Below are 18,079 nucleotides of genomic sequence, written 5' to 3'. Positions count from 1 at the left end.
ATGCCCGTGGCCAAGAAAAGTGATCCGGTCAACATCCCCAGCTACCCGCACGAGGTGCTGGCCGTGGTGCTGTCCGTCCGTGACGGACATCTGTGCGTTCTGCTGTGGCGGCGCGGACAGAGCCCGTTCCGGTATCGCTGGGCGCTGCCCGGGGGAGGGGTGCGGCCCACGGAACGGCTCCGGGAGGCGATCACCGGTCATCTCGCGGCGAAGGTCGACATCCGTAATGTCGCCCATCTGGAGCAGTTGGCGACCCACAGTGCGATCGATCGCGATCCGCGGGCGCGGGTCCTCGCGACCGCGTACCTCGGGCTGGTCCCGTCCGACGTACAGCCGAATCTGCCGGACGACACCGCGTGGCATCGGGTGGACGAGTTGCCGCGTACGGCGTTCGACCACCACTACTTCATCGACGCCGCCGTTGCGCGTTTGCGGGCGAAGTTGTCGTACACGAATATAGGGTTCGCTCTGGCGCCGGCGGAGTTCACTATCGCCGAGTTGCGCGATCTGTTCAGCGCGGCCTTGGGTTATGAGCTGAGCGCGACCAATCTGACCCGGGTGCTGACCCGGCGGCAGGTGATCGGCCCGACCGAGCGGACCGCCCCCTCCGGACAGTCCGGAGGGCGGCCCGCTGCGGTTTACAAGTTCGTGGCGCGCGAGCTGACGGTGACGGATCCGTTCGCCGTACTGCGCCCACCTCGATGATCCGACTGCTCGAACGGGCTGATCAGCAGGCTGATGTCGAGCGCCGGTGCTGAGTGCGTCAGTGCGCCGACGGACAGGGCGTCGACGCCGCTGGCGGCGATGTCGGCGACGGTCTCGAGATTGATCGTGCCCGAGGCCTCGAGTCGGCAATCGGACCCGGATGCGTCACGCTGCTCGACCACTGACCTCATGACGTCGACGGACATGTTGTCCAGCATGATCCACTCGACCTGGCAGTCCATTGCCTCGTAGGCCTCGGCCAAGGTGGTGACCTCGACCTCGACGGCCAGGTGCCGGCCAGTCGCAGCCATACCGTCGCGCACGCTGCGGACAGCCGGGCGCACGCCACCCGCGGCGGCCAGGTGGTTCTCCTTCAGGAGCACCATCGCGTTGAGGTCCAGCCTGTGATTGGTGCCGCCGCCACAGGTCACCGCGTACTTGTCGAGCGCCCGGAGTCCCGGCGCCGTCTTGCGGGTGTCGAGGAGTTTGACGTCGTGGTCGCCGATGGCAGTCACGAACGCAGAGGTCAGCGTGGCAATCCCCGACATCCGCTGCACAAAGTTCAACGCCGCCCGCTCCCCGGTGATGATCGACCGCGCCGGCCCACTGACCCATGCCAGCACCTGCCCGGGGCGGACCTCGTCACCATCGACCACCGCCGCCCGCACCGCGACAGAAGCGTCGATCGCGTCGTACACCCCTTCCATCACCGGCAGCCCCGCCACCCGCCCCGCCTGCTTAGCAATCATCACAGCCTCAACCCGCACATCCGACGGAACGCTCCACTCCGTCGTCACGTCACTCTCCGCATGATCCTCCGCCAACGCGGCGCGCACGGCTGCCCGAATGGTCTCGATCGCCAGGTTCATGAGCTCATCTCTCGATTCAGATAGTTTTCGCCCTATAGGCGATAACTCCTGAAACGCTACCACGATGAGCAACGGTGCTGCGACCCCGGTCGCACGGGATACTTGCTGAACCGGAGGCTCGGTTGCCTGGGCCTACAGCGCGACATTTTCTGGGGTGCAGATGTTGGCGAGCCTCTTGCCCGGATTGCGGGACGTCCGGACACCTCTCGCAGTGGGCTTCTTGTGGTTCTTCACCATCTGGCTGTTCTTCGGAGATCGACTTCTGCATCAGCTACCAGCCGGCTCGCCCGTCCGGACCAACCTCCTGGACCTGTCGAACTTCTTCGGAACCGGCGCGGTCCTCACGGCGCTCTCGTTCGCCGCCTACCTGTTCGGCGCGGTGGTGACCGTGGACACGGACAGTCCTCCGATCCGCTTCGCCGAGGCATGGATCGCGCGCCGGAGGAGCAAGGGCGTCGCGCTCGAGCTGATGGATCACCTCGAGAAGGAACTCGCCAAGTACGGCGACTACCCAGGGTTCGGCGAGCTGGTACCGGCCGATGACCTCCAGGCGCGTCTCCTGGTCGTGAGCCAGGGAATGTACGACCAGTACGACCGTCTGGAGGCGGAAGCTACCTTCCGTATCAATATCGCCATCCCCATGGTCGCTTTCGCCGTCGTGCTCTCTGCCACCACCCCGGATCCAGATTGGCGCACCAAGCTGGCGACGGTCGTCGTGGTCGCGTTGGCGGCCCTGATCTTCGCCCAGGGAATACAGAAGCATCGCCTGTCCCACGGTGTGCTGATGCGCGCCGTCCTGGCGGGCCTCATCGAACACCCGTCCATCGTCAGAGCACGCCTGATGGCCGAGGAGTACCCCCGTACGGGCGAGGAGGAGCAAGCCCATTGGGCTGACATGCGCAGCTTCATGCGGCACGAACTGGGGGAGCTCTCCAGGGCCCACTCCATGAAGGCTGCCGCTGACGAACAGGACGACCCGGCCGCTGCCCGCCTGTGGCGAAACGAGATCCACACCATCGAGACGCGTTTCCTGGCCATGTTCGACCCAGAGAGCCACCCCAAGGCAGACCAGCGACCAGACCCAGATCCCATCGCAGAGTAGCCACCGACAGCGTCAGGGCTTGAGGGCTCTCGTGGCGTAGTAGCCGGGGAGCCAGTCGGCGGTGGCGTCGGCGTGGTGGGGGGCTTCTTCGAAGGCGGTGATGAGGAAGCCGGCGGATAGTTGGCCGCCTAGTTGTTCGGCCATGGTGTGGCTGTATTCGAGGGGTGCGTTCGGGCCCCAGAGGCGTTCGCGTTCCTCGGCGGGGACGTGGGTCAGGTCGCTGTAGGGGAGGCGGTGGCGGACGATCAGTTCGCCTCGGGTGTCCATGGCTTCGTTGTCGAACAGGTAGACGTCTGGGTTTAGGAAGCCGCACAGGAGGGTGCCGCCTGGGCGCAGGACGCGGAAGCATTCGCGCCAGACGGGTGCGAGTTCGGGGACGAAGAGGTTTGAGACCGGGTTGAAGACCAGGTCGAACGAGGCGTCGGCGAACTCTGACAGGTCGCGCATGTCGCCCAGTACGGTGCGGAGTTCGAGGCCGTCGCGGTCCGCGACCAGCTGGTCCTGGGCGAGTTGGCGTGGCGAGTTGTCGAAGACCGTGACGCGCGCGCCGGCTGCGGCGAGTGTGGGGCCTTGCTGCCCACCGCCCGAGGCCAGGCAGAGAATGTCGACGTTGGTCAGGTCGGCGGGGAACCACGTCCGGTCGACCGGCTGGTATCCGATGAGTACGACGGACCAGTCGCCGGCGCGCGCTCGCGCGATCGTCTCGGGAGTGACCGGCCGCGACCACTCGTTGCCGCTCTCCACCTGAAGGTCCCACGCCGCACGGTTGTGCGCTACCGGATCAACACTCACTCGCACACGGTAGCCCTACTTGGTGCCGGTCGCGATGTTGATGGGGGCGGTGAGGGTGTGGACGGCGCGCTCGCGGAGCATGGCGTCGAGGACGTGGATGATGTCTTCGCGTTGGTGTGGGGTGAGGTCGGCGACCAGGTTGCCGGGGATGGGGTTGCCGCCGAGGGTCCAGTCCCAGAGCTGGCGGCCGCTCTTCACCGTGACCCGCTCCTGGTGACCGGTGTCGACTGTGACGTCGTGCAGGCCTGCTTCGAGCAGTCGCCCGCGCAGGACGTCCGGGTCGGCGACTTGGAACTCGAGCAGGGGCTCGTCCTCCGGCGGGCCTTCGAAGCCGGGGACGACGGCCTGGGCCGCGCTGACGAAGAAGTGCAGGGCTTCGAACTCGTCCGGGTTGCCGTAGGCAACGATCAGGACCAGGCCGCCGGGTTTCGTGACCCGGACCATTTCGCGCAGCGCCTGGGCCTGGTCCGGGACGAGCATGACGCCGAATTGCGAACCGCAGACGTCGAAGCTGTCATCGGGGAGGACCAGTGCGTGGCAGTCCATCACGCGTCCCTCGGCGTCCAGACCTTCGGCGGCGACGCGGGCGGTGAAGCGGTCGATCATCTTCGGTGACCAGTCGGTCGCGAGGACCGTCGCGCCGAGACGTGCGGCCGGAAGGCTCAGGCCGCCGGTGCCCGCGGCGACGTCGAGGAAGGTGTCACCGGGGTGCAGTCCTGCGATCCGGAGCGCGGCTTCCGCGAGGTCGGATTCGCCGGGCGCGACATGTTCGTCGTACTGGGCCGCGATCGCGTCCCACGCCGCCACCGGACTGGTCTGTAGGTCGGTCATCATCGTCTCCTTTCGAGGATGAGATCGACGCTAGGCGGCCGGCCCGACGGGCGGCATCGGTCGAACGACCCACGGACGGGCCGGAGCCCGTGGGTACTTCATCGCACCTGGATCAGGTGATGCTCGTACGCGTAGGCCGTTGCCGCCGCCCGGGACTGTGCACCGGTCTTGGTGAAGATGTTGCTGACGTGCCGGGCGATCGTCTTCTCCGCCAGACCGAGTTCTCGCGCGATGCTCCGATTCGTCTTCCCCGCCGCGAGCAGGTTCAGTACCTCGGCCTCTCGCGCGGTCAGGCTCCCGTGGACTGGGCGGGCGAGCCGTTCGAGGTCGGGGACCGCGCCCAGTTCCTCGAAGGTCTTCCGTGCGGCCGCGGTCTCCAGGGTCGCCGTTTCCTGGTCCCCGAGCTCGTCGCAGGCGGCGCCGATGAGCACCCGGACGCGCGCCGTTTCGTACGGCGCGTTCAGTGCGCGCCATGTCGTAGCGGCTGCGCGGAGGGTTCGGAGCGCCGCGCCGGTCTCACCGTCGGCGAGCAGAACGGCGCCGAGCGCGGCGTCGGCCATCGCGTGCAGGTACGGCGCATCCATGAGGTCGGCGTACTCCTTCAGCTGGCTCGCGTGCACCCGTGCCGACTCGACGTCACCGGAGGCCAGCAGAGTCTCGACGTACGCCGGCATGATCCGTGATCGCGCCGGCGGATCGTCGGCCTCGCTCAGGGCGCGCGCGAGGATGCCGAGGGCGATGTCGATCCGTCCTTGCGCCAGCCGGAGCAACGCGAGACCGGGTTCGGGCGAGCGGCCCGCTTCGTTGGCCTTGCGGAAGCTCTCCTCCGCCTCGGGAAAGTCGCCGCGCAGCCGCTGCAGCTCGCCGAGCTGGTAGTACGCCGAACCGAGCGTGTCCCATTTGACCGAGCCGGACAGGTGCTCGCAGGCCTGCCGCGCAGCCGCGACGGCCTCCGGCCAGGAGCCGTCCAGCTGCATCAGTTCGCAGCGGTGAACCAGGCAGTTGCCACGGAACGGAACGAGCTCGGGCTGGGCATCGCACCACCGGGTCAGCGCCTCGGTCCACTCTCTGGCGCGGCGGAGGTCGAACACATCCGAGCAGCCGGCGATCACGGTGCAGTACGCGATCCCGGCGTACATCGGCGACACCTCGCCGGAGGTGACGCCGGCCATCACCTCGTCCAGCAACGCCATCCCGGCTTGGGCGTCGCCTTGCAGCACCAGGCTCATTCCATCGCCCAGGCGGGCCATCGCGAGCAGGTCGGTGTCGCCGCACCGTCGTCCGGCTGCCGCGCCGTCGGCGAAGGCCGGCTGGGCCTTGCCGAACTCGCCGTTCCACATCCAGACGAAGGCGTTCCAGGTACTCAACCAGGCGCGCTCCGGACAGTCGCCGCATCCCTCCAGTGCACGCTCGCCGCGCGCGAACCAGCCCATCGCGGGTGCCGCCGCCCCGCGGAACAACAGCCCTGCGCCGATCTGTACGGCGTACTTCGCGGCGCGGGTCGGTTCGTCGCGACGGAGCGCCGCGTGGTGTGCACGCGTCCACGCACTGGTCGACTCCTCATCGTGACCGGACAGGTACGCCGAGAGCGCGAGACTCTCCAGGTCGGAGAGTTCGAGTGGCATCGCCGCGTCCGCTGCTGCGAAGTCCAGGTACGCGCCCGCCCACAGGCGCCGGGCGAAAGCCTCCCGCGCCTGGTCGAGCACACCGCTCGCCGTCACAGCCTCAGTGTGCTCCAGAGGCCTCAGAGATCACAGGCCGCTCAGGCGTTCTCGGATCACCGGCGAGGCGCGGCTCGGTCGGCGTCGCCGGATGTACGACGGGTAGCCCGGCGTCCTGCCAGGCCTGGAAGCCGCCGGCGACGTCGGTACTGCGGAGCAACCCGAGCCCCCGGAGGGAGTCGGCTGCGAGGCTCGAGGAGTAGCCGCCTTCGCAGAGCACGATCCACTGGATGTCGGAGGACGCCGCCTCGGGAATGCGCGCAGCGCAGACCGGGTCGAGCCGCCATTCGAGGTGGTTCCGCTCGATCACGATCGCGCCAGGTACCTCGCCGGCCGCCCGGCGCTGGTACTCGGGCCGGGTGTCTACGATGTACGCCGTACCGCTCCGGACAGCCTCGAACGCCTGAACAGGAGTGAGGCGGGGGAGTCCAGCCTGAACCTCGCTCACCCGCTCGTCGATAGCCATCAGATCCCCTCCGATCCGGGCGGCGGCTCCGAGTTCGTCTGGATCATCGCGTCCCCCTCGGAAGCGTGCCCGTACGACGAGGGTGCGTCTCGTACATGCGCAACGCAACGACCAGACCCGACAAGGCGGTCACGGCCGCGACCACCCAGACCGCTGCGCGCACGCCCCAGACGTCAGCGATCACGCCGGCCAGGATCGCGCCGATCGCGAAGCCGCCGTCGCGCCACAACCGGTAGACGCCGACGGCCCGCGCTCTCCAGGCCGGATGAGCGACGTCGCCGACACTGGCGAGCAGGGTGGGATAGACCATCGCGGTGCCGATGCCGAGCAGTACGGCGGCCGACGCCCAGACGGTGAAGGAGCCGGCTGCCGCGATGACGGCCAGCGCCGCGGCCTGGACGAGCATGCCGACGGTGATCAGCCACTTGCGTCCCCAGCGGTCGGACAGCGGTCCGGTGACAAGTTGCCCGAGGCCCCAAACGGCCGGGTAGAGGGCGGCGAGGATCCCGATGCGCGCCACCGAGAGTCCTGCGGTGCTGAACAGGATCGGGAACAGCCCCCAGGCGAGTCCGTCGTTGAGGTTGTTGACCATCCCCGCCTGGCTGGCCGACGAGAGCGCCGGCTCCGTGAGGCTGGTACGGGTGAACACTTCCTGATCGGTCAGTTCACCGCGACTTTGGTGTCGTGCGGCCTCGAGGTGCGCGTGGTCGCGCGTCTCGCGGACAGCGAACACGGACAGCCCGAGGCCGAGAGCGGCGTACGAGAGTCCGAGCAGGAACGGTGCCGGTCGGAGTCCGTGATGTGCCGCGAGGTACCCCGTTGCGAGCGCGGTCGCCGCGACCGCGACGTACCCGGCGGCCTCGTTCAGTCCCATCGCGAGGCCGCGTCGATCGGGTCCGGCGAGGTCGATCTTCATGATCACGGTGGTCGACCAGGTGAGGCCTTGGTTGATGCCGAGCAGGACGTTGGCCACGATCACCCAGGCCCACGACGGCGCCCAGATCAGCAGCAGCGGAACGGGGAGGGCGATCAGCCAGCCGGCCAGCAGGACGGGTTTCCTGCCGAACCGGTCCGACCAAGTGCCGGCGAAGTAGTTCGTCGCCGCTTTGGTCAGCCCGAAGGCCAGCACATAGGTGAGCAGGAAGGTGTAGCCGGTCAGCTGGAACGTCTGCTCGGCGAGCAGGGGCAGGACAGTGCGTTCCTGGCCGAGCATGCCGCCGACGAGCGCGTTGACCGCGACGAGCAGGCTGAACTGCGCGAGGTTCGCGCGGATCCCGAGTCGCATCAGGTCGCCAGGCGGCGTCCGGTCGCGGCCGCCCAGTCGTCGGCGCCGCCGGTGAGTACGGCGAGGTCGCGGTGCCCGGCGCGTTCGAGCACACTGGCCGCGCTCATCGCGCGTTCGCCGTGCCCGCACATCACGATCGTCGGCTCCCGCCGTACCTCGTCGGCGCGGTGCGGGAGCGCGCCGAGTTCGATGTGCTGGGCGCCGGGAACGTGGCCGGCGTCGTACTCGGAGTCCTGTCGTACGTCGAGAACCGCGCCGCTGACCTGGTCCGCGCCGACCAGCCGAGTGCGCGCCAGTGGCCCGTCCCACGCAGCGACAGCAACTTCACCGGCGAAGCGGTACCCGATCTTGGCCGCCTGCCAGGCGATCTCGCCCGCGTCCTGATCGGTGCCTCGGACAACGATCAGCGGCCGGTCGTCCGGCGCGAGCCAGCCCAGCCAGGATGCGAACGCCGCCCGGAACGGGATCGACAACGCCCCGGGAACATGCCCTGCCGCGAAGTCCCGCGTCGGGCGTACGTCGATCAACTCGGCTCCCTCACCGAGCATCGTCCGGACCTCGTCCACGGCGAGCGGCTCGAGAGCCGGGGCGCGGTCGGACAACGGACCTCGCCGGTTGAGCTCCGCGAGTCGGAGGAAGTACGGCGGGAAGCTGCCGAGCGAACCGAGCAACGCCGCCACGAACTCGTCCTCGCCGTCGACCTGCAGCAACGGATTCGTCGCCCGTTCCCGGCCGATCGTGCTGACCCGGTCCGTGCCGGGCGGGGCCGAACAGAACGAACCGGCTCCGTGCGTCGGCCACACGGCGACGGCGTCGGGCAGCTCGAGAAGGCGCTGCAGCGACGCGTACTGCGCGCGGGCCAGCGACTCGGTCCGGTCGGGGGAGACGAGATCGGTCCGGGCCGCCGCACCGACGATCAGCGACCCGCCGGTGAAGACCCCCAGCGGGCGCTCGCCGTCCAGGAGCAAGAACGAGAGATGGTCGTGCGTGTGGCCCGGCGTACCGAGAGCCCGCAGCCGCAGACCGCCAAGGTCGACCTCGTCGCCGTCGCGCAGACCGCGATGCCCAAAGGTCCGCCGCCCCGCCTCCGAGGCCAGGACCTCCGCGCCCTGCATCGCGGCGAGCTGACGCGCACCGGACAGGAAGTCGGCGTGCAGGTGCGTGTCCACTGCGAACGCCACGGTCAGCTTCCGCCGCTCGGCCGCGGCGCCGACCGCTCGCAGATCGAGACTCGCGTCCACAACCAGCGCGCGGCCGTCGTCGACGTCGACGAGGTACGACGAGTTGCCGAGTCCTTCGTCGACAAGGGGTACTACGGTCATCGGGCACCCTATTCAAGAGGTTACTTGAATAAGACGCCGGGCCCTGGATATTGTCAAGAGAAGACTTGAATATGCTGGTCGGGAGGCTGGGCATGGGTGATCACGCGGCGAAGGCGCGACTGTTCGACGCCTTGTCCGAGGTGGCGAAGGCGTTGGCGAACGGTCGCCGGGCCGAGTTGATCGACGTGCTGGCCCAGGGGGAGCGGCCGGTCGAGGAACTGGCGGCCGAGATCGGCCAGACCGTTGCGAACACCTCGCACCACCTGCAGCGGCTCCTGCGCTCCGGACTCGTCCGCACCCGTCGCTCCGGAACGCACATCTACTACGCGCCGGCGAGTCCGGCGGTCGTCGCGTTGTGGGTGTCGCTGCGTGCGGCCGCCGAGGAGCATGTCGCCGGACTCGATCAGCTCACGCGGGACTATCTCGGTGACCGTACGGCGCTGCGGACCATGACTCGCGACGAGTTGACGACGCGCCTGCGGGTCGGTGATGTCGTCGTACTCGATGTCCGGCCGGCACCGGAGTTCGCGGCCGGACACCTTCCTGGTGCGGTCTCGTTGCCGATTGACCAACTGCGCGAACGTCTCGGTGAGGTCCGTGCCGGCAACGACGTGGTCGCGTACTGCCGTGGCCCGTACTGCGTGTACGCCGACGAGGCCGTTCGGATGCTCAGCACTGCCGGTCGAGTTGCGTACCGTCTTGAGGACGGCTTCCCGGAGTGGTCGCTGGCGGGCCTGCCGGTCGAGCGCCGGCCGTGAGTCCAGCCGGTTGACCTGGAGTTATCGCTCAGCAATTATTGAGGCAATGAACGTTGAGCGAGATTCCTTGGTGGAGCGGGCGTTGCGCTGGGGCATCGACATCGTCGGCAACGTCCCGCAATTGCTGGAGTACGACACCGCCAAGAGCAGCGATGTGATCGTCACGATGGGATGTGGCGACACCTGCCCGGTCTTCCCCGGTAAGCGGTACGAGGACTGGGAGCTGACCGACCCGGCCGGTCAGCCGATCGGTCGTCCGCCAGGTCCGCGACGAGATCCGCGAACGGGTCGAGAAATTGGTCGGCGAGCTACACGTTTCCTGACACGCGGGCAGGCGCGGACAGCAAGCTGGAGAGCCAGGTAAGGCGCTCAGGCAGCGGCCAGTAGTAGACCCAGGTGCCGCGACGTTCGCAGTCGACCAGGCCTGCCTCGCGGAGAACCTTCAAATGGTGCGAGATCGTCGGGCCGCTCACCTCGAAGTGCGGTGTGATGTCACAGACGCACACCTCGTCGCCGGCGGAGGCGATGATCGACATCAGTCGCAGCCGGATCGGGTCCGCGAGGGCCTTGAAGACCGCGGCGCCGTCGGCCGCTTGCGCCGGGTCGAGGGCGGCCTCGGAGATCGGCGTGCAGCAGCCGGTGAGCACCTGCAGCTCCTGTTTCGACATATGTCTATCTTGACTCTCATCGAATCAAGAGGCAAGCTGCTGATTAGATGAACTTCTAGACAGCACGGAGGATGATCGTGACAGAGCCGGTGGTAGTCATCGGAGCAGGCCCGGTGGGACTCGCCGCGGCGGCGCACCTGGCCGAACGCGGAGTCGAGTTCCGGGTGCTCGAATCGGGTCCGGCCGTGGCTGCGGCGATCGACGAATGGCGGCACGTCAAGCTGTTCAGTCCGTGGCGCTACGACATCGACGGCGCCGCGCGCCGGCTGCTCGAGCAAGGCGAGTGGGTCGAGCCCGACCTGGACGCGTTGCCGACCGGCGGCGACCTGATCGACGAGTACCTGGCCCCGCTGGCCAAGACGCTCGGGGACAACATCCAGTACGGCGCTGAAGTGGTCGCAGTCACCCGCGTCGGGTACGACCGCATCCGTACGGCGGGCCGTGAGTCGGCCCCGTTCCTGGTGCGGCTGGCGGACGGGGACGAGATACTCGCGTCGGCGGTGATCGACGCGGCCGGGACCTGGCGGCGGCCGAACGTTCTCGGTGCGTCGGGCATTCCGGCGCGCGGCGAGGCCGAGGTCGCGGACGCTATTTCGTCGGCGCTCCCGGACGTGCTCGGGCGCGATCGTGAACGCTTCGCGGGTCGGCGTACGGCGGTTGTGGGTGCTGGTCACTCGGCGGCGACGACGCTGCTCGAGCTGGGTGAGCTGGCCGAGCATGAGCCGGGTACGGAGGTGGTTTGGGTTGTTCGGGGGACCGACCAGGCGCGGACGTACGGCGGCGGCGAGGCCGACGAACTGCCCGCCCGCGGCGCGTTGGGCGCCCGGTTGAAGAAGCTGGTGCAGTCGGAGCGGGTGCAACTGGTGGGCAGCTTCCGGACCGAGTCGATGGCGCGTACGGCGGACGGCCGCGTGGCGCTGACGGCGGGCGCCCAGCAGGTCGTCGTGGACACGGTGGTGAACTCGACTGGGTTCCGGCCGGACCACGACATGGTGGGTGAGTTGCGGCTCGACCTGGACCCGATCCTGGGCTCGACGCGGGCGCTGGCGCCGTTGATCGACCCGAACAAGCACTCCTGCGGGACCGTCCCGCCGCATGGCGTCGACGAGCTGACGCACCCGGAGCCGGGGTACTACGCGGTTGGCGCGAAGTCGTACGGCCGCGCGCCGACGTTCCTGCTGGCGACCGGGTACGAGCAGGCGCGCTCGGTGGTCGCGGCGCTGGCCGGTGACTGGGAGGCCGCGCGGGACGTTCAGCTGAACCTGCCGGAGACCGGTGTGTGCTCGTCGAACCTGGCGTACGGCGACACCGCCGACGAGGCCGCGGGCGGCTGCTGCGGCCCGGCTCCGGTCAGCATCGAGGCGCCGGTAAGCCGCGGGCTGGCGACCGGGATCAGCGGCGGCCTGCTCACAGTCATCGAGGCCGAGCAATCCAGCTGCTGCAACTGATGACCACAACCCCAGGTCTGACCACTGGACCTGGACGGCTGGTCGGAGTGCTCGCCGTCACCCAGACCGTCGGGTACGGCGTGCTGTACTACGCCTTCAGCGTGATCCTCGGCCCGATGAGCAACGACCTAGGGATCTCGCACACTACGGCCGCCGGCGCGCTGACAGTCGCCGTCCTGGTGGCCGGTCTGTTGTCGATACCGGTCGGACGTCGGCTCGACGCCCGTGGCGGGCACGGGCTGATGACGGCCGGATCGATCATCGGGTCGCTGGCCGTGCTCGGGTGGTCGCAGGTCCACAACGCTGTCCAGTTGTACGCCGTGTTCGTGCTGATCGGTGTGGCGTCGGCGATGGTGTTGTACGAGCCGGCGTTCGCGGTGGTCGTGGCGGCCACGCAGCCCGCGCGGCGGGCGAAGGCACTGCTGGGGATCACGCTCGTCGCGGGGTTCGCGAGCTCGATCTTCATCCCACTGACCGGTCAGCTGGTCGACCGGATCGAGTGGCGGCAGGCCCTCGTCGTACTGGCGATGGCGCTTGCGCTGACCGTCCCGCTGCATGGCTTCGGGCTGCGGCGCGTCGCGGCTGCTGGTCGTCACGAGCGACGGTTGCGCGCGTCGCCGGCCTGGGTTCTGCGGGATTCCGCGTTCTGGTTGCTCGCCGCAACCTTCGTCCTGCACGGTGCGGCGCTGGCCGTGATCGCCGTACATCTCGTGCAGTACCTGATCAGCCTCGGCCACCCGGCCGTGGTTGCCGCGACCCTCGCCGGCCTGCTCGGGCTGCTGTCGGTGACCGGCCGGGTCGTCACTACCCTGTCCACCAGATGGTTGCCCATGGCGACGATCGTCGGAATCATCCTCATCGGCCAAGGTGTGGCGATGTCGCTGCTGCCCGTCCTGGGTCGCGACCTGCCGGGAGCGATCGCGTGCCTGGTGGTGTTCGGTCTCGGTTTCGGGGTGGCGTCGATCGCGACTCCGGTGATCCTGCTCGAGAGGTACGGCGCGACCGGGTACGGCACGATCGCGGGCACGCTGGCCGCGCCGATCCTGATCGCGAAGGCCACGGCGCCGCTGGGTGGGGCGCTGCTCGCCGCCGCGCTCGGCTACCGAACCCTCGTCCTGCTGGTCGCGGCCTCCTGCGCTGTCGCGGGTCTCCTCCTGTTCCTCGCCCAGCGGCTGCCTGTGGAGGTGCGGGCAGGGCAGGGTTCTCCTGTATGACCGCAGCTCAGTCGCAGCAGCCGTCGCTACAGGTGCCGTCGCAACTGCAGCTCGCAGGGCCTGTGCTCGCGATGGGTGAGCAGCAGCCTTCGCCGCGCCAGGCCTCGAGGCCTTCCCGTACGGCGACCGCGGCGATGACGAGGCCCGCGATCGGGTCGGCCCAGCCCCAGCCGAGGGTCGCGTTCAGCACGAGACCGATCAGCAGGACGGCGGACAGGTACGTACAGAGCAAGGTCTGGGTCGAGTCGGCGACGACAGCGTTCGAGCCGAGGGCTTTGCCTGTACGGCGCTGCGCCCAGGACAGGAACGGCATGACGATGAGGGACGCGATCGCGAGCCCGATGCCGACCGGTGAGGTGTCCGGGTCGGAGCCGGTGATCAGGGTCCGGATCGACTCGAAGGCGACGTACGCGGCGAGCCCGAAGAACGAGAACGCGAGCAGCCGCAGCGCCTGCCGCTCCCGGGTTTCGGGAAGCCGGTGGCGGAACTGCCACAAGATGATCAGGCCGCTGGAGACCTCGACGACCGAATCCAGCCCGAAGCCGACCAACGCGACGGACCCCGCGACCAGGCCGGCGCTGATGGCGATGACGGCTTCGATCACGTTGTAGGTGACCGATGCGCCGGCGAGCAGTTGAGCGCGCCGGCTCAGCCTGCGGCGTTGCTCGGCATCTGTGGTCCAGGTGCTCGGGGGAGTAGGCGAGATCTGCAGGGGCTGCTGCTCGCTCATCCCTGGGCCTCCACGCCGTAGACCGGGCAGAGGGCAACGGCGTCGCCGGTCAGCTCGAGCAACTCCTCGGCCGCGGACAGCAACCGCATCGTCGCTTCGGGGTGGGTCAGGCTGAACAGAGAGGCCCGGCCTTGCGGCCGTGAGTCCACCAGGCCGCAGTCCCGCAGACAGGCCAGATGCTTGGACACCGTGGACTGGGCCAGACCGAGATGCTCGGTCAGATCGACTACGCGGTGCTCACCGAGCGCGAGGTGCCGCACGATCGCGAGCCGGGATGCGTCGCTGAACCCGTGGAACAGGCAGGCCGCCACGCTCAGCGCTGCCGCCTCATCGACCGGTTCCACTGTCATCGCCATTCGGCGATGTTAATGCCTGGAGGTGGTGATTGGGAAGTGAGAGGTTGATTCCGTAGTCAGGTACAGGGTTCACGATGGGGTATGCGGACTAGCGAGCTGGCCGGACGGGCCGGTGTGCACACAGAGACGTTGCGGTACTACGAGCGGCGCGGCCTCCTCGCGGAGCCGCCGCGCACTCTGGGTGGCCATCGGGACTATCCGGTCTCGGCGGTGGAACTGCTGCGATTCGTGAAACGGGCGCAGGAGCTGGGGTTCACGTTGGACGAGGTGCAGGAGTTGCTGCACCTGGACGCCGGCGGACCGGACGGCTGTGACGCGGCGAGGGTCTTGGCTGAGCATCGTCGCGCTGACCTGGCGGCCCGGATCGCCGATCTGCAACGGATGCACGACTCGTTGTCGGCACTGGTCGACAGCTGTGATCTGCCGCGGGCCGATCGCCGGTGCGCGTTGCTGGACGCCCTCCCATGAAGCTGGAAGCCTGCTGTCATTGGTCGTCTTCTGCCGTCAGGTGGCGTCGCATGTGGATCGTCGTGCCGGATGGGGTTCTGTCGACGTCCAGTGCGTCTGTGAGGTTGTGGATCAGGGTCAGGCCCAGGCCGCCGGTGCGGCCGGTTGGGGTTCGCCAGTGGCCGTGGTCGCGGACAGTCAGTTCGACGGCGCCGTCGACGAGTCGTGCCTCGACCTGCATGTCGCCTGGTGAGGTGCCGTACGCGTGGCTGACGGCGTTGCTGCAGGCCTCCCCGCAGGCGATCTCGAGCTCGTCGGCGATCTGGGCGCTGACGCCTGACTCGCGGAGCCAGCGGCGTAACGCGTGCCGTACTTGAAAGAGCATGCGTGCCTCGGCCGGTACGTCGAGCGACAGCGGTCTACCGGCGAGCACCACCGGCTGGAGCGCAACGAGTGCGATGTCGTCGGCGACCTGGTCGAGGTCCGGGAGGGTCGAGAGGAGGTGATCGCAGAGCGCTTCGAGGTCGGATCGGCCGGCGCCGGACGCTTCGGTGAGTAGCCGGTCGAGGCCGTCCTGGATCGACAGCGTGCGCTTCTCGACCAGCCCATCGGTGTAGAGCAGCAGGGTCGCTCCCGGCCGCAGGTGCAGCGACGCCTCGGTGTAGTCCGATCGTGTGAGTACGCCGAGCGGTGGGGCCAGCCCGCCGTCCAGGTACCGCGTGTCTCCGTCGTCGATCAGGAGCGCCGGAGGATGGCCGGCATTCGTGAACCGCATCGTGCCGTTGTCCGGGTCGTACAGGACGTAGAGCAAGGTCACCATCTCGGCCATGGGCAGCTCCCGGACCAGGTCGTGCAGGCCGTTCATCACCGCGACGGGGGCCGGATCGTGGACGGCGTACGCGCGGACCGCCATCCTCAGCTGTGCCATCGCCGCAGCGGCCTGCAGACCGTGCCCGGCGACATCGCCGATCACGAGACCGATCAGGCCGCCGCGCAGCTGAATCACGTCGTACCAGTCGCCGCCGACATGCAGGTCCGCGGTCGCTGGGACGTATCGGGCGGCTACTGCCACGCCAGGGATGGCGGCCAACCGGTCCGGAAGCAGGCTCCGTTGCAGCGTCTCCGCGATGTCATGCTCGCGCTGGGAACGTGCCTCCTCCAGGGTCAGCTGTTGCTGGGCCGCGTGCCGGTGGAGGATCTCGCGGCGCAGGCGGTCGTTCGTCGCCGTGAGCTGCGCCGTACGAGTCTTGACGCGCTCCTCCAGGCCGGAAGCCGCGGACATCAGCGCGCGAGCAAACCCCACCCGCTCGGTCACGAGCGCGGCGAGGAAGAACGACGTGAGCGCGACGGTGGCATTGAACGCCTGGAGCGTCAGCATCTGCTCCAGCAGCGACTCACCCGCGAAGGGTCCGAGCTCGTGTGTCGCCGCCCAGGTTGCGATCAGGGAGGCGATCAGAGCGGCAGGGGCGGCACCGCGTAACTGCAGTCGCCACGAGGCCCAGCCCAGGCACGGCAGCACCAGGAACAACAAGGCCAGGTCGGTGGACGCGGTCCACAAGGCAAGGGCCGAGGTCAGGACGAGGATTGCCGCCGCCTCGAGCCAGCGCACAGCCGTCCACGGCTCGAGCTCCCAGAACAGCGGGATGCACAGAAGGAACGGCGCGACGGCGAGAACGCCCATCGCATCACCGGTCCACCACACCACCCACGCACCGGCCAGCCCACCAGTTCCCTTCGAGGAAATGAGCGCGATGGAGCCGATGGTCGCGCTGATCGTCATACTCCCCAGCGCACCCAGGAAGACGATCGCCAACGCATCACGCCAGCGATCCAGCTGCCGCCGGAACCCGACGCGGTCGAGGACGTACGCCGCCACCAGCGGCGCCAGCGTGTTGCCCAGGGCGGTGAACAGCGCGGGTACCGGACCGGCGCTGATCGGCAGGTTCACGGCCAGCGCCGCGAGTGCGACCGCCGGCCACATCGACCGTCCCAGAACCAGGAACGCTGCCAGTGCGATGCCGCTGGGCGGCCACAGCGGCGTGACGTTCCGCTCGACCAGCGACAGTCCCAGCCCCAGACGCGCACCGAGATAGTAAGCCGCACCGACCAGAACAAGTGCGGCGGCGGTGTGCCCGAGATCCGCCGGTAGGCGCAGCCCGAATGCCTTGGAGCTCCAAGGAACCCCCTCGCGCCCACCCATGGCTCATAGCACGCTGGAAACCGCCTCACGTCAAGCCCACAACGCGGTGCAGGGCGAAGGAGGTACTGCTGGTACCTGGAACCGCAGAGACTCCCGGGCGCACGTGGTGCTGGCCTACGGTCGCGGCAGCGAACTGAGGAGGAAAAGGCATGCACACACGTACGCTCGGTCAAGGGCTGGAGGTCTCCGCGGTCGGTCTCGGCTGTATGGGGATGTCGCAGAGTTATGGTCCGAACCCTGGTGATCGCGACGACATGATCGGTGTGATCCGGTACGCCGTGGAGTCCGCGGGCGTGACGTTCTTCGACACGGCCGAGGTGTACGGGCCGTACGTCAACGAGGAACTCGTCGGCGAGGCGCTGGCACCGTTGCGGGATCGGGTCGTGATCGCGACCAAGTTCGGGTGGAACATCCAGGACGGACGGATGGCCGGGACGAACTCACGTCCCGAGCAGATCCACCGGGTCGCGGACGAGTCGTTGCAGCGGCTCGGGATCGACGTGATCGATCTGTTCTACCAGCACCGGGTCGACCCCGACGTACCGATCGAGGACGTCGCCGGTGCGGTCGCCGAACTCGTGCAGGCCGGTAAGGTCCGGCACTTCGGGCTGTCCGAGGCCGGTGCGGAGACGATCCGCCGGGCGCACGCCGTACATCCGGTGACGGCTGTGCAGAGTGAGTACTCGCTGTGGACGCGGGACCCGGAGCCGGAGGTGTTGCCGGCGTGCGCCGAGCTCGGGATCGGGTTCGTGCCGTTCAGTCCGCTGGGCAAGGGCTTCCTGACCGGCACCGTGAGTACGTCGACCGAGTTCACCGCCGACGACATCCGCTCGCGGGTCCCGCGTTTCGAGGCCGGCAACCTCACCGCCAACGAGGCACTGGTCGCCCATGTCCGCGCCCTCGCCGAGCCGAAGGGTTGCACGCCCGGCCAGATCGCCCTCGCCTGGCTGCTGGCGCAGCACCCGTGGATCGTGCCCATCCCCGGAACCCGGCGGCGCCCGCGGGTCGACGAGAACACCGCCGCGACCCAGGTCGCGCTGTCAGCGGACGAGATCGCGGATCTGGACGCGCTCGCCGCTCGGATCGGTGTGCAGGGGGACCGTTACAACCCAGCTGGCATGGCCATGGTCGGACTCTGAGATTTAGGGTACTAGCGGGTAGTAGG

Annotated in this window: 18 protein-coding genes; 7 read left to right on the top strand and 11 right to left on the bottom strand. The window is 68.6% G+C overall.

The window, feature by feature from the left end; all coding sequences use genetic code 11:
* A complete protein-coding gene (locus E0H92_RS34165) occupies positions 1-705 on the top strand; it encodes an NUDIX hydrolase (protein WP_131499153.1) in 705 nt (234 codons plus the stop codon).
* On the opposite strand, the gene nadC is transcribed toward E0H92_RS34165, so the two are convergent.
* Entirely contained in the window at positions 639-1,637 is a 999-nt protein-coding gene (nadC, locus tag E0H92_RS34160) for a carboxylating nicotinate-nucleotide diphosphorylase (RefSeq protein WP_238173726.1), read from the bottom strand. The genes E0H92_RS34165 and nadC overlap by 67 nt on opposite strands.
* Positions 1,638-1,728: 91 nt before the next feature.
* On the opposite strand from nadC, the gene E0H92_RS34155 reads away from it, so the two are divergent.
* The gene (locus E0H92_RS34155) at positions 1,729-2,676 is read left to right on the top strand and encodes a hypothetical protein (protein ID WP_131499152.1); all 948 of its coding nucleotides are present in this window, start codon (positions 1,729-1,731) and stop codon (positions 2,674-2,676) included.
* Between the two features lie 12 nt (positions 2,677-2,688).
* Here E0H92_RS34155 and E0H92_RS34150 read toward each other — a convergent pair whose 3' ends face one another.
* The 6 genes from E0H92_RS34150 to E0H92_RS34125 form a co-directional block, all read right to left on the bottom strand.
* The gene (locus E0H92_RS34150; RefSeq protein WP_131499151.1) at positions 2,689-3,468 is read right to left on the bottom strand and encodes a class I SAM-dependent methyltransferase; all 780 of its coding nucleotides are present in this window, start codon (positions 3,466-3,468) and stop codon (positions 2,689-2,691) included.
* Positions 3,469-3,483: 15 nt separating this feature from the next.
* Entirely contained in the window at positions 3,484-4,299 is an 816-nt protein-coding gene (locus E0H92_RS34145; protein WP_202873960.1) for a class I SAM-dependent methyltransferase, read from the bottom strand.
* Positions 4,300-4,397: 98 nt separating this feature from the next.
* Positions 4,398-6,020 (bottom strand): helix-turn-helix transcriptional regulator, encoded by a 1,623-nt coding sequence (locus E0H92_RS34140; protein ID WP_131499149.1) that lies wholly within the window; start codon positions 6,018-6,020, stop codon positions 4,398-4,400.
* 4 nt (positions 6,021-6,024) lie between these two features.
* The gene (locus E0H92_RS34135) at positions 6,025-6,486 is read right to left on the bottom strand and encodes a rhodanese-like domain-containing protein (protein ID WP_131499148.1); all 462 of its coding nucleotides are present in this window, start codon (positions 6,484-6,486) and stop codon (positions 6,025-6,027) included.
* 43 nt (positions 6,487-6,529) lie between these two features.
* Positions 6,530-7,771: an MFS transporter gene (locus tag E0H92_RS34130; protein ID WP_131499147.1), complete on the bottom strand. Its 1,242-nt coding sequence runs from the start codon at positions 7,769-7,771 to the stop codon at positions 6,530-6,532.
* Positions 7,771-9,093: an MBL fold metallo-hydrolase gene (locus E0H92_RS34125; protein ID WP_131499146.1), complete on the bottom strand. Its 1,323-nt coding sequence runs from the start codon at positions 9,091-9,093 to the stop codon at positions 7,771-7,773. The genes E0H92_RS34130 and E0H92_RS34125 overlap by 1 nt, the downstream gene beginning before the upstream one ends.
* A 92-nt stretch (positions 9,094-9,185) precedes the next feature.
* Here E0H92_RS34125 and E0H92_RS34120 point away from each other — a divergent pair, with 92 nt between their 5' ends.
* Positions 9,186-9,851 (top strand): ArsR/SmtB family transcription factor, encoded by a 666-nt coding sequence (locus tag E0H92_RS34120; protein ID WP_131499145.1) that lies wholly within the window; start codon positions 9,186-9,188, stop codon positions 9,849-9,851.
* Positions 9,852-10,159: 308 nt separating this feature from the next.
* Here the strand turns inward: E0H92_RS34120 and E0H92_RS34110 are convergent, their stop codons facing one another.
* Positions 10,160-10,519: an ArsR/SmtB family transcription factor gene (locus tag E0H92_RS34110; RefSeq protein WP_131461823.1), complete on the bottom strand. Its 360-nt coding sequence runs from the start codon at positions 10,517-10,519 to the stop codon at positions 10,160-10,162.
* 71 nt (positions 10,520-10,590) lie between these two features.
* Between E0H92_RS34110 and E0H92_RS34105 the strand changes: the two genes are divergently transcribed.
* Positions 10,591-11,967 (top strand): FAD-dependent oxidoreductase, encoded by a 1,377-nt coding sequence (locus tag E0H92_RS34105; RefSeq protein ID WP_131499144.1) that lies wholly within the window; start codon positions 10,591-10,593, stop codon positions 11,965-11,967.
* Complete coding sequence (locus E0H92_RS34100) at positions 11,967-13,181, top strand: MFS transporter (protein WP_131499143.1); 1,215 nt, start codon at positions 11,967-11,969, stop codon at positions 13,179-13,181. Before E0H92_RS34105 ends, E0H92_RS34100 begins: the two co-directional genes overlap by 1 nt.
* 7 nt (positions 13,182-13,188) lie before the next feature.
* Here the strand turns inward: E0H92_RS34100 and E0H92_RS34095 are convergent, their stop codons facing one another.
* Together E0H92_RS34095 and E0H92_RS34090 are read right to left on the bottom strand one after the other, a co-directional pair.
* The gene (locus E0H92_RS34095; RefSeq protein WP_131461820.1) at positions 13,189-13,911 is read right to left on the bottom strand and encodes a cation diffusion facilitator family transporter; all 723 of its coding nucleotides are present in this window, start codon (positions 13,909-13,911) and stop codon (positions 13,189-13,191) included.
* Positions 13,908-14,267 (bottom strand): ArsR/SmtB family transcription factor, encoded by a 360-nt coding sequence (locus tag E0H92_RS34090; protein WP_420323479.1) that lies wholly within the window; start codon positions 14,265-14,267, stop codon positions 13,908-13,910. The genes E0H92_RS34095 and E0H92_RS34090 overlap by 4 nt, the downstream gene beginning before the upstream one ends.
* An 81-nt stretch (positions 14,268-14,348) precedes the next feature.
* Here E0H92_RS34090 and E0H92_RS34085 point away from each other — a divergent pair, with 81 nt between their 5' ends.
* Entirely contained in the window at positions 14,349-14,735 is a 387-nt protein-coding gene (locus E0H92_RS34085; RefSeq protein WP_131461819.1) for a MerR family transcriptional regulator, read from the top strand.
* 16 nt (positions 14,736-14,751) lie between these two features.
* On the opposite strand, the gene E0H92_RS34080 is transcribed toward E0H92_RS34085, so the two are convergent.
* Positions 14,752-16,914, bottom strand: a complete 2,163-nt coding sequence (locus E0H92_RS34080) for an ATP-binding SpoIIE family protein phosphatase (RefSeq protein ID WP_131499142.1) — start codon at positions 16,912-16,914, stop codon at positions 14,752-14,754.
* A gap of 149 nt (positions 16,915-17,063) precedes the next feature.
* Between E0H92_RS34080 and E0H92_RS34075 the strand changes: the two genes are divergently transcribed.
* On the top strand, positions 17,064-18,053 hold the full coding sequence (locus tag E0H92_RS34075; protein WP_131461817.1) for an aldo/keto reductase: 990 nt from the start codon (positions 17,064-17,066) through the stop codon (positions 18,051-18,053).
* The last annotated feature ends 26 nt before the right edge of the window (positions 18,054-18,079 follow it).

It is taken from the genome of Kribbella speibonae (assembly GCF_004331375.1).
Classification (GTDB): Bacteria; Actinomycetota; Actinomycetes; order Propionibacteriales; family Kribbellaceae; genus Kribbella; species Kribbella sindirgiensis.
Note: the sequence above shows the minus strand (reverse complement) of the source record. Positions and strands in the feature narration are given on the sequence as shown.

Excerpts from the sequence above, each read along its gene's own strand:
- E0H92_RS34165 (WP_131499153.1), top strand. The coding sequence starts at position 1 with ATGCCCGTGGCCAAGAAAAGTGATCCGGTCAACATCCCCAGCTACCCG.
- E0H92_RS34145 (WP_202873960.1), bottom strand. The coding sequence starts at position 4,299 with ATGACCGACCTACAGACCAGTCCGGTGGCGGCGTGGGACGCGATCGCG.
- E0H92_RS34135 (WP_131499148.1), bottom strand. The coding sequence starts at position 6,486 with ATGGCTATCGACGAGCGGGTGAGCGAGGTTCAGGCTGGACTCCCCCGC.
- E0H92_RS34130 (WP_131499147.1), bottom strand. The coding sequence starts at position 7,771 with ATGCGACTCGGGATCCGCGCGAACCTCGCGCAGTTCAGCCTGCTCGTC.
- E0H92_RS34125 (WP_131499146.1), bottom strand. The coding sequence starts at position 9,093 with ATGACCGTAGTACCCCTTGTCGACGAAGGACTCGGCAACTCGTCGTAC.
- E0H92_RS34120 (WP_131499145.1), top strand. The coding sequence starts at position 9,186 with ATGGGTGATCACGCGGCGAAGGCGCGACTGTTCGACGCCTTGTCCGAG.
- E0H92_RS34110 (WP_131461823.1), bottom strand. The coding sequence starts at position 10,519 with ATGTCGAAACAGGAGCTGCAGGTGCTCACCGGCTGCTGCACGCCGATC.
- E0H92_RS34105 (WP_131499144.1), top strand. The coding sequence starts at position 10,591 with ATGATCGTGACAGAGCCGGTGGTAGTCATCGGAGCAGGCCCGGTGGGA.
- E0H92_RS34100 (WP_131499143.1), top strand. The coding sequence starts at position 11,967 with ATGACCACAACCCCAGGTCTGACCACTGGACCTGGACGGCTGGTCGGA.
- E0H92_RS34095 (WP_131461820.1), bottom strand. The coding sequence starts at position 13,911 with ATGAGCGAGCAGCAGCCCCTGCAGATCTCGCCTACTCCCCCGAGCACC.
- E0H92_RS34090 (WP_420323479.1), bottom strand. The coding sequence starts at position 14,267 with ATGGCGATGACAGTGGAACCGGTCGATGAGGCGGCAGCGCTGAGCGTG.
- E0H92_RS34085 (WP_131461819.1), top strand. The coding sequence starts at position 14,349 with ATGCGGACTAGCGAGCTGGCCGGACGGGCCGGTGTGCACACAGAGACG.
- E0H92_RS34080 (WP_131499142.1), bottom strand. The coding sequence starts at position 16,914 with ATGGGTGGGCGCGAGGGGGTTCCTTGGAGCTCCAAGGCATTCGGGCTG.
- E0H92_RS34075 (WP_131461817.1), top strand. The coding sequence starts at position 17,064 with ATGCACACACGTACGCTCGGTCAAGGGCTGGAGGTCTCCGCGGTCGGT.